Consider the following 17,361-nt stretch of genomic DNA (forward strand, 5'->3'; position numbering starts at 1 on the left):
TGGCATAGGGGGCGGCGGGTTCGCAGGAGGCGGAATTGGCGCGCTATGACAAGGGACACAGGGACACGACGCGGCGGCACATTCTCGATGTCGCATCCTCGCAGTTCCGCGAGAGCGGCATCGCCGCGGTGGGCCTCGCCGGCATCATGGCGGAAGCGGGCCTGACCAACGGCGCCTTCTACACGCACTTCGCCTCCAAGGAGGATCTGGTGCGCGCGGTACTGCTCGACGCGCTGGAGCGGCGCGAGCAGCGGCACAAGGACAATCTCGAAAACGGCGTCGCGCTCGAGACCGTGATCCGCGACTATCTCTCGCCCAGACATCGCGATCGCGCGGCGACCGGTTGCCCGACCGCGGCCCTCGTCTCCGAGATCGCGCGGCATCCGAAGGCGACGCGCGAGGCCTTCACCGGCAAGATGTCCGACATCCTCGCGCTGATGGCAGCGCAAATGCCTGAAGGCACGCCGGCGGAGCGGCGCGGCCGCGCCATCGCGGCCTACGCCACCATGGTCGGCGCGCTGCAATTGTCGCGCGCGGTGAGCGACAGGCAATTGTCGGAGGAGATTCTCGAGAACGCGGTGGATGCCGCGCTGGCGCTTGCGAAGGGGCGCTAGTGCATTCGCCCCTCCGTTCGCACCGGATCATCGTAGCCCGGGGCGTCCTGCGTGTTGCTCAGCTCCTCGCGTCGAGCTGGCTGCTGCGGCCGGACGAACTTGCTTGCGATGCATAAGCGGAAGCCGCAGCCGATGCCGGTGAATAGTGCGACAGCGATTCGGCGAGTTCTTCGGCGGCCTCGGTGAGCTCCTTCAGGACAGCGTCGCTGTCCGTGGCATGGCCGCCGGAGGAATGCAGCACCTCGAACGAGATTCCATTCGGAAGATCGACATGAACCTTGTCGATCCCGACGGCGTCTGGCGTGTCGCCGTGCTGCGCCTGGTCGGCGTCGGACGCCGGATCACCCGATATCTGCTGGCTCGCGAGCTGCTGCACGAAATCCTCGATGGACTTGAGCGCGCTGCTGTCGAAGCCGCCGCCACCGAAATGGACGATGCCGATCGACATGCCGTTCGGCAGGTTCACCTTGACCTCGTCGTAGGGCGTGCCGCTCTCCAGCAGCGACGAGAACATCGAGGCGCCGTCTTGTGAACCGGCGGATTTGGATGAAGGCGACCCCGCCGCGCTTCCACCACCGATGCTGCTCATGCTGCCGACGCTCATACCCGTACTCCACTGTCATTGCCAACGCACGCTTTGCGTGCAATGCGCATGCCAGATGAGAGCCTCATTGCCATCAAGGGCTTATCGCGAAATCCGGCCGGCATACCTTTCACACCGGCAACTATGTCCCGGCAGAAGCTGCCGATCTCCACGTTCGCCATTTCGTCGCGGGGCCTTGCGGCATCGCCGGCATTGCCGCCTCGCGCACGATGCAACATGATGGGGTAGCGGCGACGATTTTTCTTCGAGGTGGAGGTCATTCGATGAACGAAGACGAGATTCGCAAGTCCATCGCGGAGGTGAAGCAAGGCACGCTGTCGCGGCGCTCGTTCATCCGGACCATGGCTGCGGCCGGGATCGCGGCGCCGGTCGCGAGCCAGATCCTGCTCTGGAACGACGTCGCGATGGCGGATGCCACGCTGCAATACAAGCCGACCAAGGCCGGCGGCGGCGGCCCGCTCAAGATCCTGCTGTGGCAGGCGCCCACCCTGCTCAATCCGCATTTCGCGATCGGCACCAAGGATCAGGTCGCATCGCGCATCTTCTTCGAGCCGCTGGCCGGCTGGGACAAGGACGGCAACCTCATCCCCTGCCTCGCCGCCGAAATTCCGACCAAGGCGAACGGCAGCCTCGCGGCCGACGGCATGAGCGTCATCTGGAAGCTGAAGCAGGGCGTGAAGTGGCATGACGGCAAGCCCTTCACCGCCGACGACGTCGTCTTCACCTGGGCCTATGCGGCGGACCTCGCGACCGCCGCCTACAGCACGGGATCCTACAAGGACATCACCGTCGAGAAGATCGACGACCACACCGTCAAGGTGCTGTTCAAGGCCCCCACCCCGTTCTGGGCCGACCCCTTCGTCGGCTCGGTCGGCCAGATCCTGCCGAAGCATCATTTCGGCGACTATGCCGGCGCGAAGTCGCGCGAGGCGCCGGGCAATCTGAAGCCGGTCGGCACCGGCCCGTACAAATTCGTCGAGTTCAAGCCGGGCGACCTGATCCGGGCCGAACGCAACCCCGACTATCACGTCAAGAACCAGCCGCATTTCGACACACTCGAGGTCAAGGGCGGCGGCGACGCGGTCTCCGCGGCGCGCACCGTGCTCCAGACCGGCGAATACGACTATGCCTGGAACCTGCTGGTGGAGGAGGAGGTCCTCAAGCGCATGGAGGCCAGCGGCAAAGGCAGGGTCGACATCACGCCGTCCGGCAACGTCGAGTTCATCATCCTCAACACGACGGACCCCTGGACCGAGGTCGACGGCGAGCGCTCCAGCGTCAAGACCAAACACCCGACGCTGTCCGATCCGGTCGTCCGCCAGGCGTTCAACCTCCTGATCGATCGCGAGGCGATCCAGAAATTCATCTACGGCCGCGGCGGCATCGCCACGGCAAGCTTCGTCAACCAGCCGCAGCAGTTCAAGTCGGGCAAGCTGACCTACACGTTCGACGTCGACAAGGCGAACAAAATCCTCGACGACGCCGGCTGGAAGCGGGGTGCGGACGGCATCCGCGAGAAGGACGGCAAGAAGCTCAAATACGTCTTCCAGACCTCGATCAACGCCCCGCGCCAGAAGACGCAGGCCATCATCAAGCAGGCCTGCCAGAAGGCCGGCATCGACATCGAGCTCAAGTCGGTCACCGCATCGGTGTTCTTCTCGTCTGACGTCGGCAACCCCGACACCTACTCGAAACTCTATTGCGACATGGAGATGTACAACACGACGCAGCCGCAGCCCGATCCGGAGCGGTTCTTGAACCAGTGCGTCTCCTGGGAGATCGCCAACAAGGAGAACAAGTGGCTCGGCCGAAACATCTCGCGCTGGTCCGATGCCGAGGCCGACAAGGCCTACAAGACCGCGCAGCAGGAGCTCGATCCGGTCAAGCGCGCCGCGCTCCTGATCAAGGTCAACGAGATCTTCTGCGAAGCCAATATTCTGGTGCCGCTGCTCTCCCGCAACATCGTCGGCGCCGGCGTCAATAGCCTCATGGCTGACATCTCGGGCTGGGACGTCACGACCTGGAATCTGGGGAGCTGGTATCGGGTTTGACAACGGGCGCCCGAGGACCCGGCTCCCTCAAAGCGCCGGGTCGCATGCCGTATCTGCGCATGATGGCTTTGCTCAGCGCGCCTTCGGACGCATACCCGACCTCGCCGGCGATCTTCGCGATCGGATCGGAGGTGCCGGCCAGCCGCTTGCGCGCGACCGTCAATCTCAGATCGGACAAGAACGTCATGGGCGCGACCCCCGCGCGCTTTTGAAAAGCGCGCACCAGCGTCGCGCGCGAGGCGATCGCCACCGCCGCCATGTCGTCGAGCGTCCAGTCCCGGGCGAGATCGTTGAGAATCGCCGACACCACACGGGCCGTCACGCGGTCGCGCAACAGCGACACCGTTCCGTTCCCGGAGGCATCGTCCGAAAGATGATCGCGGAGCATCATCACGAACAACGCTCTCGCGAGGTCGGCCGCGACCACCTCCGATCCAACCCGTCCAGCGTCGAGCTCTTCGCGGATGTCGATCAGCAGGCGCCGAAACCGTTCCAGCAGCGGCTCCTCCGCCGTGCGCAGGATGATCTCGTCGGGAAGCGCGGCGATCAGCGGGTTCTCATCCGACGTCTCGAACAGAAAACGGCCGCACAGCAGTTCGGTATCGACCTCGGCCTCGACTGTTGCGCGCTGGCGGACCCCATTGCGGACCCCGGTCGTAACACGCCCGGCAGCGCCGCCCGTCCGGCTGCGGACCGCGTGACTGTCGCCATGCGGCAGCAGAAGGATGTCGCCGGCTTCCAGCCGCTGCGGGCCGAGGCCCGGCCGCTCGACCACGCAAGCGCCGCGCGTGACCATGTGGAATTGCGCCCATCCCTTGCCGTTCGGCGCGTGTAGCGACTCCCAGCTGCCGCCGAATTTGCAGGAATCCTCGAATATTGGACGGATCCTGAACAGCGGCACCATCGCCTTCAACAATTCCGCCGCGTCCGTTTCCGACATCCCTCTCCCCTTGATCCGCCCGGACATGTCTCCGAGCCGCCTGGCCATTCCACGGAGCGGCCAAGCGCATCTAACGTGTGAACGGGCGGTCGCGCGCATGAGTGCCCCAGTCCTCATGGCTTCTAACACAACCTAACGAGCAATCCTCACGGTGTTCGGTCAATGTCACGGCATGAAGGCGGCAGGGATTTCCAGAAATCACGCTTATCGAGGGGAGATCATATGACGTCCAAGACGCCAATCGAGTTGTTGCCACGGCCTGCGAATGTGTCGCGCCGCGGCTTTGTGGGAGGCCTGTCGGCGGGCATCCTTGGCGCGGTGGCGTCCGAGGCGGCGGGCGCCGAGACGCTCGCCGACGTCCCCGATCGCGGGCCCGGCGCCGATCTGAGCGCGCACAGCGAACGCTCCCGGTTTGCAAAACTCGATCGCATCCCCGAGGCCACGCCGGGCAAGCGCAACGTCGATCCCGGCGATGCCATCAATTCCAAGACGCCGCACCAGAAGCTCGTCGGCAACATCACGCCGACCGACCTGCACTACGAGCGCAGCCATTCCGGCGTGCCCGATATCGATCCCGCGCAGCACCGGCTGCTCATCCACGGCATGGTGCAAAAGCCGCTGGTCTTCAGCGTCGACGATTTGAAGCGGATGCCGTCGGTCACGCGCGTCGTGTTCATCGAATGCACCGGCAACGGCTGGGAGAACTGGAAGAAGGCCGATCCTGACGTGACGGTCCAGAACACGCATGGCCTCGTCAGCACCAATGAATGGACCGGCGTTCCGCTCAAATTCCTGATCGACCTCGTCGCCAAGGACAAGGGCTCGAGCTGGATGCTGGCGGAGGGCGGCGACGGCGCGGGCGTCGATCGCAGCATTCCCCTCACCGACGAGATCGTGAACGAGGCTTTCGTCGCGTACGGGCAGAACGGCGAGCCGCTGCGGCCCGCGCACGGTTTTCCGATGCGGCTGGTGATGCCGGGCTTCGAAGGCAACCTCAACATCAAATGGCTGCGGCGCCTCAAGTTCGGCAGCGAGCCCTGGATGACGCGCTGGGAGACGGCGCGCTACACGCAGCTGCTGGCCAACGGCAAGGCGCGGCAGTTTCAGCTGCGGATGGAAACCAACTCCGTCATCACCCAGCCCTCCGGCATGATGCAGATCCAGCCGGGTTATAACCGCATCTCGGGTCTTGCCTGGAGCGGCCATGGCAAGATCGCCAAGGTCGAGATCTCCACCGACGGCGCCAGGACCTGGAAGCCCGCGCAATTGAGCCAGCCGGTGCTGTCCAAGGCGCAGGTGCGCTTCCAGATGGATTGGGTCTGGGACGGCAAGCCGACCAAGATCGTGAGCCGCTCGACCGACGACCACGGCAACGTTCAACCGGACCGGCAGTCCTTCATCGCCGCGATGGGGACCAACGCGCTGTTTCACTACAACGCCCAGCAGACCTGGAGCATCGACGAAGCCGGGAGGGTCCGCAATGTCCTCGCATGACAAGCTGTTTCTCGCCGGCATCCTCACCGCCGGCCTGCTCGCCGCGCCCGCGCTGGCGTTCGATTTCGGCCGTCCGGCGACGCCGGATGAGATCAAGCTGTGGGACATCGACGTCGGTCCTGACGGCAAGGGCCTGCCTGACGGCAGCGGCACGGCGGTGCAGGGCAAGCAGATTTTTGCCGACAATTGCGCGGCCTGTCATGGCGACAACGGCCAGGGCGGCATCAAGGATCGTCTCGCCGGCGGACAGGGCACGCTCGCCTCCAACATGCCGGTCAAGACCGTCGGCAGTTTCTGGCCCTATGCGACGACCCTGTTCGACTACATTCATCGCGCGATGCCGTATCCGACGCCGGGTTCGCTCAGCACCGACGAGACCTATGCCGTCACCGCCTACATATTGAGCCTCAACGGCATCGTTCCCGCCGACGGCAAGGTCGACAAGGACTCCTTGCCGAAGATCAGAATGCCCAACCGCGACGGCTTCATTCCGGAGCCGGAATTCGATCCCGCGCGATTATTCCGCAAGAAGTGAGCGGGTAATCATGAGGCTTTTCACACTGATCCGGATCTTCGCGCTGGTCGCGACATGTTTCTGGGAGACGCAGGCAATGGCTACAGACGGACTCATCACCATCAAGAGCAGCTTTGACCCGCAGGACACGATGACGCGGCTCGAGACCGAGGTGAAGGCCAAGGGCCTCACCGTGTTTGCCCATGTCGATCATGCCGCGGGTGCCACCGCCGTCGGCATGACTCTGCGGCCGACCGATCTCCTCATCTTCGGCAACACCAAGGGCGGCACGCCGTTGATGCAGCAGGCGCAGACCATCGGCATCGACCTGCCGCTGAAGGCGCTGGTCTGGCAGGACGAGCAAGGCGCGACCTGGCTGTCGTACAATGATCCGGCCTATCTCGCCGGCCGTCACGGCGTCGGCGAGCCGGCCAAGACCGCCATCGGCGCGATGACCGCCGCGCTGCATGCGATCGCGACCAAGGCCACCGCACCGTAAGCGCGCCACGACGGCCGCGTGAGGAGAGGCTCATGAACGAGACCAGCGGGCAAACGGCGCCGCCCAAGGCGCAAGACAGCAAGCTCGTCAGATGGCTGGTCATCGCGGTGTTGTGCGCCATGCTCGTCGCTGCGAGCGTTCTCGGCTATCTTGGCTGGACCAGCACGGATACCAGCGTGCCGGCGTCCGGCTATGTCGCGCTGGTGCTCGGCGTCGTCTTCTCGCTGGTCGTCGGCGTCGGCCTGATGGCGCTGGTGTTTTACAGCAGCCGCAAAGGCTATGACGAGCCGGTGGTGCTGATCCGGGAGCCGGAGAGCGATCCGGACGATGGGCAGAGCGGCCCGCGCTGACGCCGGCACCTGCCTGTTAGTGCTCGCCACGAGCCGCTTCCACATCGTCATTGCAAGCGCAGCGAAGCAATCCAGACTGTCTCCGCGGAGACAGCCTAGATTGCTTCGTCGCTTCGCTCCTCGCAATGACAGAACACGGGGCGGAGCGTCACTCTTCTCTCCGCATCTTGACGAGCAGACACGCATTCGCATCCTCGCGGCTTAATTCGCCCGAGCTTTGCTTCGTCGCTCCACCCTCGAAGCCAAGAGAGCGCAGGGAAGGCCGGGTGCTGACCTCGCACCCGCGGTCCGCTGCGCGAAGATGAGCGCAAGGAAACCGCACAGCAGCATACAGGTGGCGCCAGTCACTTGGCCTTCCCTGCGCGATGGTTGGACTGCTTATGCCGTGCTCTCCCGGGAGCCGAATTCCCTATGGCCTCCCTCACGGTTGCGAAAATCACCAGCACCGCGCCGGTTGACGCGATTGCCGCATCCGCAAACACTTGACCGTAGCACCGACTTCTCGGCCGCGAAGATCGCCGTGTTCGCCGCGTCGATTGCTTACGGCGGTCGTTGTACCGCCCTGCTCTGGGGAGTTTCGTGCGAGGAGCTCAAGAAGCGCAGCAGAACGCTAGCATACAAGTAACACAGTGCGCCGTGTTAATGCGGGATCGAGAACGGGAGGTCTTTCGATGATTCTACCTACCGGTGCGACAATAGCAGTCGCTGACGGCGAGACGGTACGCCTATTCCACAATACAGGCGTGAAGCCCGGACTTGGTCGAGATCACGGCAGCTCCGCCTGCGCCCGCCCGCTCTGGCTCGGGTGCGCGACATCACACCGGCTCTGCCAACCCCGATGGCAGGCGGCTCGTCGAGGACGACTTCGGAGCGGGGACGGCGGCGCTCCTGAACAAGCTCAGCCTGGACGGGACTATAGAACACCTGGTCGTTGTGTCCGATCCCAGGACTCTGGGGGAGATGCGCAAGCACTACCACCGCGACTTGAGAGGCAAGATCATCGGCGAGTTCGCGAAGGACTTCAGCCGGCACCCGCTCGAGGACATCGCCTCACTGCTCGCCGACGCCTGACGCCCCCCTGGAGACGGCGGCCGGCGGAAACCTGTCCAGTCATGACCTGTGCGAATAACGGTTGCGACCGAGCCTGAGGACAGCCCCTTAGGGTTCGGGAAGAACCGACCGTTGGAGCCGCGGGGCCTCTCGCCAGGCCAGGGCGCGTCCGCTGACAAGAAAGCGGCAACCTTGGAAGCTTCATGAGTTCACTCGGGCGCGCCGACTCAGACGGCGGTGAGCGACTTCGTCCTTCCCATGGAGCACCGTCAATCCCGACCTAGTCGAGAGTTGATCTACCTTTGGTGAGCACCGTTGCCTTCTTCGAAGGTCGCATCAAAATCTTCGAGCGTTGTGACAGAGTATGCGAAGACGAGCATTGCTAAGCTCTTGGCCACGCACCTCCCGCATCTGAGGCATCTCACTCGCCCGAGAAGCGAACGAGCCAATCGTCGCTCATTCGCGACCCGCGCGACAACCGCTACCGGCAAGCGCAATCGTAGAAAATCGTAGTTTGGCGCACAAGATCGTGCAAATGGCGGAGAGAGTGTCAGTCAACTCTCCTTGAAAGATAAAGCGTTTTCCACATTCCTAGACCAAAACCCACCGTTTGAGCTACGGCCTGAAATGGGAATTCATTGGCGGCAAAAACCTGTTCAGCCAATGGCCCATCATCGACAGCAATTAGTGATAAGGCCCTCCGCCCGACATGCGTCTTCGAGAATGCGCATTTGCCCGTGAAGAGCAGGCAACATGTTCGCTCCTGCGTCGGGTGTGGGCAGACGCAGCTGCGCTCTTCGATGCGGTGTTCATCTGCATCGACTGCGTGAAGCAAGGTCGTCGACTTCCAGAGAACGGTCGGGTGCCCCGAACGGAAAATCAATTCTTCCGGGGGTCGTCCTGGGCAAGGGACCTTCGCCAGCGCATCGATCAGCAATTCGCTGCTCCGAGGTCCCCGCAGACACGGATTCAGCCAACCTTCAGAATAGCGCTCCTCTATACCGATTGCTAGCGCACAGGGCAGGTATTCAGTACTGGATCTTCCAAAGTGTATGATGTCCCGCCCTTGGTATCGCGATTCCGCGCCCATGGGGACGTGCTTTCGCGGTCTTTCTTGTGTAATCTCTTTCTGTAGTTGTGGTGCCAACACTTAGATCGGCGACGCACGGATCACGGTGACCGCGGTGCAACAAATTGCGGACTGGCTCAAAAAGCTCGGCATGTCCGAGTACGCGCAGAGGTTCGCCGAGAACGACATTGATATGGCCGTTCTCCCCGACTTGACCGACCAACATCTCAAGGACCTTGGCGTTTCGCTCGGCCACCGGTTGAAACTGCTGCATGCGATCCGCGATCTCAGCAACGTCTCGGCTGCCGTAACGGCACCTTCTGCACTCGTGGATATCGAGCCAACTCGGCGAGACGACGCCGAGCGTCGCCAACTGACGGTGATGTTCACCGACCTCGTTGGCTCGACCGCGCTCTCGACCACACTCGACCCAGAGGATCTGCGTTCGGTAATCGGCGCCTATCATAAGTGCGTCGCGGAGACGGTCGCCCGGTTCGACGGCTTCGTGGCCAGGTACATGGGCGATGGGGTGCTCATCTATTTCGGCTATCCCCACGCCCATGAGGATGATGCCGAGCGTGCCGTCCGGGCGGGACTGGCGATCATCGAGGCGATTGGCAAGCTGGGTATCCAGGAGCCGCTCCGGGTGCGTATCGGCGTCGCGACGGGCTTGGTCGTGGTCGGCGATCTCATTGGTGCCGGCGAGGCCCAGGAACGCGTGGTGGTGGGCGAGACTCCGAACTTGGCGGCTCGTCTGCAGGGGATCGCTGAGCCGAACACGGTTGTCATCGCCGAAGGCACTCGAAGGCTCCTCGGCAACCTCTTCGAGCTACAAGACCTCCGGCCGAAGAACCTCAAGGGCATCGCCGCGCCAACGCGGGCCTGGGTGGCGTTGCGGGCGAGTTCCGTGGAGAGCCGCTTCGAGGCGCTACACGCTACTGGCCTAACTGCCCTCGTCGGGCGGGAGGAAGAACTCGAATTGCTCCAACGGCGTTGGGCCAGGGCAAAGACAGGTGAAGGCCAAGTGGTCCTGATCGCCGGTGAGGCTGGGATCGGCAAGTCGCGGCTCACGGCCGCGCTTCTGGAACGCCTAGCCGGAGAGCCGCATACGCGTTTGCGCTATTTCTGCTCGCCGCAGCACACCGACAGCCCGCTATATCCGATCATCGGGCAGATGGAACGTGCCGCCAGGCTGGCACACGACGATACACTGCAAGCGAGGCTCGACAAGCTTGATACCCTGCTCGCGCAGACCTCAACCTCGATCGGGGACGCCTCGCTCTTTGCCGAGATGCTGTCGCTTCCGAATGATGGACGCTATCCAGCCCTCGAATTGACCCCGCAGCAGCACAGGCAGCGAACATTCGAAGCGATCATCTCACAATTAGAAGCGCTTACACGGCAAAGCCCAGTCTTGATAATCTTTGAGGATGCGCATTGGACCGATCCTACGAGCCTAGAAGTTTTCGACCGGGACGTGGCCAGGTTTCAGACCCTTCGCGCGCTAATGATTGTGACATTCCGCCCGGAATTCGATCCGCCCTGGATCGGGCAGCCGCACGTGACCGCCATGACGATCAATCGGCTGACGAACCGCCAAGTCGACGCCATGATCGACGGCGTAGTCGGCGACAAGCTGCTGCCGGCGGGCATCAGGCAGGACATCGTCGAACGTACGGATGGCATCCCCCTGTTCGTGGAGGAGATGACGAAGGCAGTGCTGGAGGCGGAGGGCCAGGGCGCGGTCGAACGCACGATTGCCGTCGTTCCGTCCCCGGCCTTGGCAGTCCCCGCAAGTTTGCACGCCCCATTGATGGCACGGCTCGACCGGCTCGGCCCCGCCAAAGAAGTGGCACAGATTGGCGCGACGATCGGCCGGAAGTTTTCGCATGCTCTCCTGGCGGCGGCGGTACGCATGCCAGAGGTGGAACTGGGATCAGCGTTAGACCGTCTCATACAGACTGGTTTGCTTTTCAGGTTGGGCTCGCCGCCGAATGCGACTTACCTATTCAAGCATGCCTTGGTGCGGGACGCGTCCTATGGCACGTTGCTGCGCGAGCCCCGCCGCGCGCTTCATGCACGCATTGCCGAAGCAGTTGAAAGCCAATTCGCCGAGACAGCCGAGAGCCGGCCGGAGTTGCTGGCACATCACTGCACTGAGGCCGGGCTGATCGAGAGGGCGGCGGCTTTATGGGGCAAGGCGGGACAGCGGTCGCTAGCGCGTTCAGCGCTAGTAGAGGCGACGACTCAGCTAATCCGCGCTCTTTCACAGATTGCGACGCTGCCGAGCACACCAGCGCTGCGTGGCGACCAGATCAAACTGGAGGTCGCGCTTGTGAATGCTTTGATGCACACCAAGGGCCACGCGGCCCCTGAGACTCTCGCATCTCTCGATCGAGCCCGCGCCTTCATCGAGCAAGCGGAGTCACTAGGAGAGCCCCCTGAAGACCCGTTGCTCCTGTTTTCAGTCCTCTATGGGTTCTGGGTCACGAACTATATAAAGTTCAAAAGCGACGCTCTCCTCGACCTTGCGACAGAGTGCTTGGCGCTTGCCGAGAAGCAGGGAACAATGGTTCCGCTCATGCTTGGGCATCGTATTATGGGTACGTCTCTGATGTGTACGGGCGTCCTTGCGGAAAGTCTGGCACATTACGATCAGGCGATCGCGATCTACGAACCCGCCGAGCATCGTGCGCTGGCGGCTCGATTTGGCCAGGACATTAGGGTCGCAGCCCTATCCTATCGGTCCTGGGCTCTGTGGCTTCTTGGCTTCCCCGAGGCTGCAGGCAGAGGCGCTGAACAGGCGCTCAAGGAAGCGCGCGAGATCGGCCAAGCAGCCACTTTGATGTATGCCCTGTTCCATACATCCTTTACCCATATCTGCTGCGGAAACTATGCGGCAGCAAGCGCCGAAGCTAATGAACTTGTCCCCCTGGCAGACAAAAGAGGTTCATTGTTTTGGGGGTCGCTCGGAATGGTGGTCCAAGGTTGCGTCTTGGCCCTCACTGGGAAGGCCTCAGACGCGGTCCATGTGATCGACTCGGGTATCATCGCACGTCGGTCAACGGCGGCAACAGCGCTAGTGCCATTCTGCTTGTCGTATCTGGCGGGCGCTCATGCTGAACTCGACCACTTCGATGATGCACGGGACTGCATTCGCGAAGCGATGACCCAGGTAGAAACAACCAAGGAAAGTTGGTTTGAGGCCGAGATCAAGCGCATGGCAGGCGAAATCGAGCTATTGTCGCCCAACCCAAACGCAACGAAAGCGGAAGAATATTTCGAAGATGCGCTGGCGGTCGCTCGTCAGCAGCAGGCAAAGTCCTGGGAACTGCGTGCGGCTGTGAGCATGGCGCGGCTGTGGCACGATCAGGGCAAACGACAGCAGGCCCACGATCTTCTCGCCCCGGTCTATGGTTGGTTCACCGAGGGTTTCGACACGCTGGACTTGAAGGAGGCCAAATCGCTGCTGGAGCAGCTCAAGGCATGAGCGAGAGCAGCGGAACGTCGCGCAATTGATCGCTCGAACAGCCTTAGCGCGCGCATCGATGCCGCCATGACCGCCACCATCGATTTCAAGAACATTCCGTCATGCGGCCTCGACCTTCACGCGGTCGAGCGCGTCCGGCCCGGAAATCCGCTGTGTCGTCAATAGCGCACTGGTCGAGACGTAATAGCCCGGGATTTCCAAGCGCAACACGGCGGCGCCATTTGGCTTGGCGCTGACGATGCGCTGCAGCGGCGGAAGGATCGCCGCGCAACGTCGGCGGATCGAGCTTGGCCGCCAATTCTCGCAAACCGGCCGCGCTCGTTCGGCGCGATGCCGGTGCAGCGGATCGCGATCAAGGCCAATGCGCCGCCGTCAACGGCGAGCATGCCGCCTCATACCATGCGTCGCGCCGCCACGAAAATGCATCACCGGAATCGCATAGTTCGGAGCAAGCGCGAACCGATTGCCGCCTTCGCGACAGGCCCTATCAGGTGACGAATGGGCTCGGCATTGCCGTCCCAAGTGGCCGCTGCTTGAGCAACTTTTGCGAACATCTCGCGGATGCGGGGCTGGAACTCGATCAGTTCTACGATCTCGCACCCCGCGGCGATGGAATTGTACACTGCGTTTGCTTTTTCAGGCGCCACCTCTTCAAGCCGAATTCGTTCCATCGGAGAACCGGCGCGAGCAGGCAGGGAAAAATAGGTGAAGCGGGCGCCCGAAAAGGACATCATCTGCTGGATCGTAGCGCCAGACGCCTTGGTCTGCGCGACGGACCGCTGGTAATCGTGCGGCTCGACGCAAAAACCGCAGTGCTGAAGACCGCTCCTTCCGGCAGCAAGGAAGGCGCGCCAGCTTGACGGCTCATTGTCGAGCGGCTGAATAAGCTCCAGCTGCACCCCCCCGACCTGACAGAATCCGAACATGATCAGCGGGCGTGAGGGCCTCCCCAGATACTTGTTATCAGTGACCACCACCGGACCAACCGTGAGCCAGGGTCCGATACCTTGGTCGATCCAGCGCTTGATGGCTTGCTCAAGATCGGGCACCACATAGCCGAGCTGATCAACGCCTTTCTCAAGCAACGGGATGTCCACATCGATTGGCTTACTGAGGCGCGCCATACGATTCTCCGGTGCTGCCGAATGTTGTCGCGCAGACGTTCCGCGACACTCTACTATAACCTTGGAAAGTTGCAGTAGGACGGCTGCACCGCGGTCGCGCGCATCGTGGCCCGGGGAAAATTCTGGTTCCTAGGAAACATGGTCAATCACCAAATGCGGTTTTACTGCCGAACGAGCAGGCACGTCGGAGTGGTCGTATTCCGGTAACGCTTGATCTATAGTGCCGTGGACCTACGATAGGTGAACCTCGACTTGCAGCAGTTGGGGCCAGTTAGTCGGAGTCTGTGGCCGCTATTTGGGAGCAGCATCCCATGCAACGACCGAATTGTCTTGCGCTGACGACACCGAGGCAAAAAGAAGAACAGAAGCATTGAAGGACGGCGACGAAATCCAGCTCTGGCAGCGCGATCGGTTGGTCGCGGTATTTAAGACCCGCGCAAGTCACTAGCCTTAAGGTCGCAATCGGCCACAATCTCCGGGTCACGATGTCCCCATCCGTTCCAACCTGAACCCGATTACGCGTCGCGCTGGGTCAGGAAGCCTATGCAAGTGCGCAGCCATTCGAGGTCTGGACCTGCAGGCACACCGGCGAACGCCGAGTTGTGGAATTCGCGCGCTGCAGCCTCTGCAAATTCGGCTGCCGCTCGCTGCGCCCACGGGATGCTCCCGCCGTCCGCGATGATCTGGTGTAGCCTCAGCACTTCGCGCGGCAAACGTCGCTCGCGGGGCCGCGCCAGAAAAGTGCTAATCCACGCACGGTCAGTGGGATTCGCCCGGCCGAGGGCGTGCGCGAGCAGAAGCGTTCGTTTGCCTTCCCAGAGATCTCCGTCGATCTCCTTGCCGTAACGCCCAATGTCGCCAACCAGGTTAAGAACATCGTCGGTGATCTGGAAAGCCAGTCCAAGCAGATAGCCAAACCGATCAAACCTACCAAGATTCTGGTCCTCGCCGTTGGCAACGAGTGCACCAATCCGCATGGGGTGAATGAAGCTGTACCAGGCCGTTTTCTTGAGCACGAGCCGCAGATAATCGTCTGTCGTGACTGTGAGATCATTGTCTCGCACCCATCCTAGTTCGTTGGCCTGCCCCTCCAAGGTCTCGACGACCATGTGATCGACTTCGTCGAAGATGCGCAGTGCCGTCACCGGTCCTAGCCGCTCGCCGGTCTTGCGGAAAAGGCGCATGGCGAGTGCGTTCATGGAATCGCCGGTGTTCACGGCAATTGGAATCCCGGCGCGGCGATGCATTGTCGCAACGCCACGCCGCCAGTCGCTGCCGTCTTCAATATCGTCGTGCACGAGAAATGCATTGTGCAGCATTTCCAGGCCGGCGGCGGCAGGAAATGCATCCTCCGCGCGGCCGCCCAGCGCTCTCGTGGTCGCGATGCAGAGGGCAGGACGAAGGCCCTTGCCTGACCGGCCCATGAAATCCGTCACGAGCCCATACAGGTGGCGCTGCGGTTCCCACGTCGGTACACCTTCTGTGAGCATATCGGCCATCATGTCGCGATACCACACCAGGCGGTCCAGGAAGCCGGCCGGGCCTACGATTTCGCCGGCCAATGGCACCGTGTCCGCGACCTTGATCAACGCATCCTGCAGGGTGGGCACATCAACCAAGCGGCGCGCCATCGTCGCCGGGTCGACCATATCAAGCGCGCCGACAGCATCCGCGGCGGCACTGTGCGGGTCGAGGGTGTCGGCGACGGCATGGGTGAACGGCGATACCTGCTCGAGCAGGGAGCTCGCCTGCCCCAGCAGCGGCGACGCACCGCGTAAGGCGTGGGCAGCTACCTGCGCGAGTGAAGCGTCCCACGGCAGGCCGGCCTGGTATCGCGCAGCATCGTGCAGCCGCCATGGCACGAGGATTTCAGGTTCGTGCAGCGGCCACAACTCACAGCGGCTCCCGTCGAAGTTCACGGCGTCGAGCAGCCCATTCACTGCGCGCCGAGCTGCCTCATTGGCTGCCTCCATCGTCGCGAGGTCGGTATGCGTGCGAACGTAGTCCGACGCCAGGAAAAGGTTTGGAATGGCGGTGGTCGCTTCGGGACGCAAGGCCCAGGTTTCGACCAGATTCACCAGCAGCGGCTCGGAATTCCGCAGCCAGCCCGGGCGCGCGGGATCGTCCTCAATGTTTGCGCTGAGGAACCACGAATGCAAATCCTCATCGCGCAGCACTTCATTACCGGCATCATTGACCGAGCGCTTCAGTTGATTCCATGTCTCGCGCACCACTTCTTCACGCGAGCACCGTATGGCTGGGCGTCCGTCCGATCCCGGGGCCGTCCAATCGGAAAGATCGACCGAGAGGATCCCGTGCACATCGCTGTCCTGGAGCAGCTCGGACGGCACATCACGCCAGAACTGAAGCTGCGAAATGCTCGTGAGCGCCCATTCGGTGTCGATGTGAATCACGTGCCCGTGCGCCGACGGCACCGCGCGGTGCAGATAGTACTGCACTCCGATCATCCACTCCAGGTTCGGAGCCAGCGCGCGCAGGTTGGCGAGCGTCGGGTCGGCTGCCGCCAGGCGGTCGCTCACCAGGGGGGCGATGTCCTCGAGCGGAAGCGCCGCCACGTAGTGATCGCCATGCACCATGATGCGCTGGCCCTGCTGGCGAGCGACGACGCCGGTGATCCGTCCGCTCTCGTAAAGGATCTCCTCGACCCGCGCGTTTTTGACGTACCGCACCCCTCTCGACTCGAGATACGCAAGCCACGGATCGATCCAGACGAGATTCGTCGGCCCGTCGAGCACGCGATCAGACGATCCCGCGATCGGGTTCAGGATCGTGAGCACCAGCTGCACAAAGATGTCACCGATGGTGCGCGCACTGGCCTTTCGCGCTTTGGACGCCACCAGTGAGCGAGTAATGCCGGTGGCGAGAAACTTCTGGTATGACGCCGACCGCTGCTCGGCGCCGACGAACTCCCACCAACTCGTGCGCTCGTATTCTGCTAGCCGGCGCTGGTGGCACGAGGTGAGTATCTGCCAGACGCGCGCACCGAAGAATGCCAGATCGTCGGGTGTGAGTCCGGTGGAGTGCTCGAACAACAGCAGGATGTCCCGCAACATGGTGCCGGCATCGCGGGGCGAGAGCGGAAAGCCCGCCGGTACGACGAACGGGGGTTCGTCGTATTGCGTGAACTCCAGTCGCGTGGTCGGCACCAAGTGATCCGCCACCTTGCCCCCGTCAAACGACGGTATGCGGCGCATGGTGTCGATGACGTGCTTGTAGAAACCTGGGAAGAACCGAAACCCGTGCTCGCCGGGCACCCGGTGCTGGATCGACGCCCCATCGCCGTCGGCGAGATGATGTCCGCTGGTGTCCTCGCCCTCGTGGATGACGGGAATGCTGCGGGCCTTGCCTCCCGCAATATCGCCGCTCTCGAGCACCACGACATCAAAGCCGCGCTCGACCAACTCGTGCGCGGCACTCATGCCGGCGACACCGCCGCCCAAAACGATAACCCTAGTAGGCATGCTTCACCGAGCCATGACCACTTAGTCCGACTTTTAGCCAGTTTTGGAAGCGTCACCGAGCGCGCGGGACGCGATACATC

Annotated in this window: 13 protein-coding genes; 8 read left to right on the forward strand and 5 right to left on the reverse strand. The window is 62.6% G+C overall.

Annotated elements, in window-relative coordinates; translation table 11 throughout:
• Nucleotides 1–35: 35 nt before the first annotated feature.
• Nucleotides 36–614, forward strand: a complete 579-nt coding sequence (locus tag ACKWRH_RS36915) for a TetR family transcriptional regulator (protein ID WP_445217546.1) — start codon at nucleotides 36–38, stop codon at nucleotides 612–614.
• A 58-nt stretch (nucleotides 615–672) separates the two neighbouring features.
• Here ACKWRH_RS36915 and ACKWRH_RS36920 read toward each other — a convergent pair whose 3' ends face one another.
• On the reverse strand, nucleotides 673–1,218 hold the full coding sequence (locus tag ACKWRH_RS36920; protein ID WP_445217547.1) for a hypothetical protein: 546 nt from the start codon (nucleotides 1,216–1,218) through the stop codon (nucleotides 673–675).
• A 263-nt stretch (nucleotides 1,219–1,481) separates the two neighbouring features.
• Here ACKWRH_RS36920 and ACKWRH_RS36925 point away from each other — a divergent pair, with 263 nt between their 5' ends.
• On the forward strand, nucleotides 1,482–3,269 hold the full coding sequence (locus tag ACKWRH_RS36925) for a peptide ABC transporter substrate-binding protein (RefSeq protein ID WP_445217548.1): 1,788 nt from the start codon (nucleotides 1,482–1,484) through the stop codon (nucleotides 3,267–3,269).
• On the opposite strand, the gene ACKWRH_RS36930 is transcribed toward ACKWRH_RS36925, so the two are convergent.
• Nucleotides 3,232–4,326, reverse strand: a complete 1,095-nt coding sequence (locus ACKWRH_RS36930) for a cupin domain-containing protein (protein WP_445217549.1) — start codon at nucleotides 4,324–4,326, stop codon at nucleotides 3,232–3,234. The genes ACKWRH_RS36925 and ACKWRH_RS36930 overlap by 38 nt on opposite strands.
• Nucleotides 4,327–4,431: 105 nt before the next feature.
• Between ACKWRH_RS36930 and soxC the strand changes: the two genes are divergently transcribed.
• From soxC to ACKWRH_RS36955, 5 genes are all read left to right on the forward strand, one after another.
• Nucleotides 4,432–5,703, forward strand: a complete 1,272-nt coding sequence (soxC, locus tag ACKWRH_RS36935; protein WP_445217550.1) for a sulfite dehydrogenase — start codon at nucleotides 4,432–4,434, stop codon at nucleotides 5,701–5,703.
• Nucleotides 5,690–6,238: a c-type cytochrome gene (locus tag ACKWRH_RS36940; RefSeq protein WP_445217551.1), complete on the forward strand. Its 549-nt coding sequence runs from the start codon at nucleotides 5,690–5,692 to the stop codon at nucleotides 6,236–6,238. Before soxC ends, ACKWRH_RS36940 begins: the two co-directional genes overlap by 14 nt.
• A gap of 10 nt (nucleotides 6,239–6,248) precedes the next feature.
• On the forward strand, nucleotides 6,249–6,716 hold the full coding sequence (locus tag ACKWRH_RS36945; protein WP_445217552.1) for a DUF302 domain-containing protein: 468 nt from the start codon (nucleotides 6,249–6,251) through the stop codon (nucleotides 6,714–6,716).
• Between the two features lie 32 nt (nucleotides 6,717–6,748).
• Nucleotides 6,749–7,066 carry a hypothetical protein gene (locus tag ACKWRH_RS36950; protein WP_445217553.1) on the forward strand — a complete coding sequence of 106 codons (318 nt, stop codon included), beginning with the start codon at nucleotides 6,749–6,751 and terminating at the stop codon, nucleotides 7,064–7,066.
• A gap of 756 nt (nucleotides 7,067–7,822) precedes the next feature.
• Nucleotides 7,823–8,137, forward strand: coding sequence for a baeRF12 domain-containing protein (locus tag ACKWRH_RS36955; protein ID WP_445217554.1), 315 nt, complete (start codon nucleotides 7,823–7,825; stop codon nucleotides 8,135–8,137).
• A gap of 529 nt (nucleotides 8,138–8,666) precedes the next feature.
• Here the strand turns inward: ACKWRH_RS36955 and ACKWRH_RS36960 are convergent.
• The gene (locus ACKWRH_RS36960) at nucleotides 8,667–9,053 is read right to left on the reverse strand and encodes a hypothetical protein (protein WP_445217555.1); all 387 of its coding nucleotides are present in this window, start codon (nucleotides 9,051–9,053) and stop codon (nucleotides 8,667–8,669) included.
• Between the two features lie 247 nt (nucleotides 9,054–9,300).
• Here ACKWRH_RS36960 and ACKWRH_RS36965 point away from each other — a divergent pair, with 247 nt between their 5' ends.
• The gene (locus tag ACKWRH_RS36965; RefSeq protein ID WP_445217556.1) at nucleotides 9,301–12,675 is read left to right on the forward strand and encodes an AAA family ATPase; all 3,375 of its coding nucleotides are present in this window, start codon (nucleotides 9,301–9,303) and stop codon (nucleotides 12,673–12,675) included.
• 425 nt (nucleotides 12,676–13,100) lie between these two features.
• Here ACKWRH_RS36965 and ACKWRH_RS36970 read toward each other — a convergent pair whose 3' ends face one another.
• The gene (locus ACKWRH_RS36970) at nucleotides 13,101–13,799 is read right to left on the reverse strand and encodes a VOC family protein (protein ID WP_445217557.1); all 699 of its coding nucleotides are present in this window, start codon (nucleotides 13,797–13,799) and stop codon (nucleotides 13,101–13,103) included.
• Between the two features lie 515 nt (nucleotides 13,800–14,314).
• Nucleotides 14,315–17,239 carry a polyprenyl synthetase family protein gene (locus tag ACKWRH_RS36975; RefSeq protein WP_445217558.1) on the reverse strand — a complete coding sequence of 975 codons (2,925 nt, stop codon included), beginning with the start codon at nucleotides 17,237–17,239 and terminating at the stop codon, nucleotides 14,315–14,317.
• Between the last annotated feature and the right edge of the window lie 122 nt (nucleotides 17,240–17,361).

The sequence above is a fragment of the Bradyrhizobium sp. Pa8 genome (assembly GCF_052588265.1).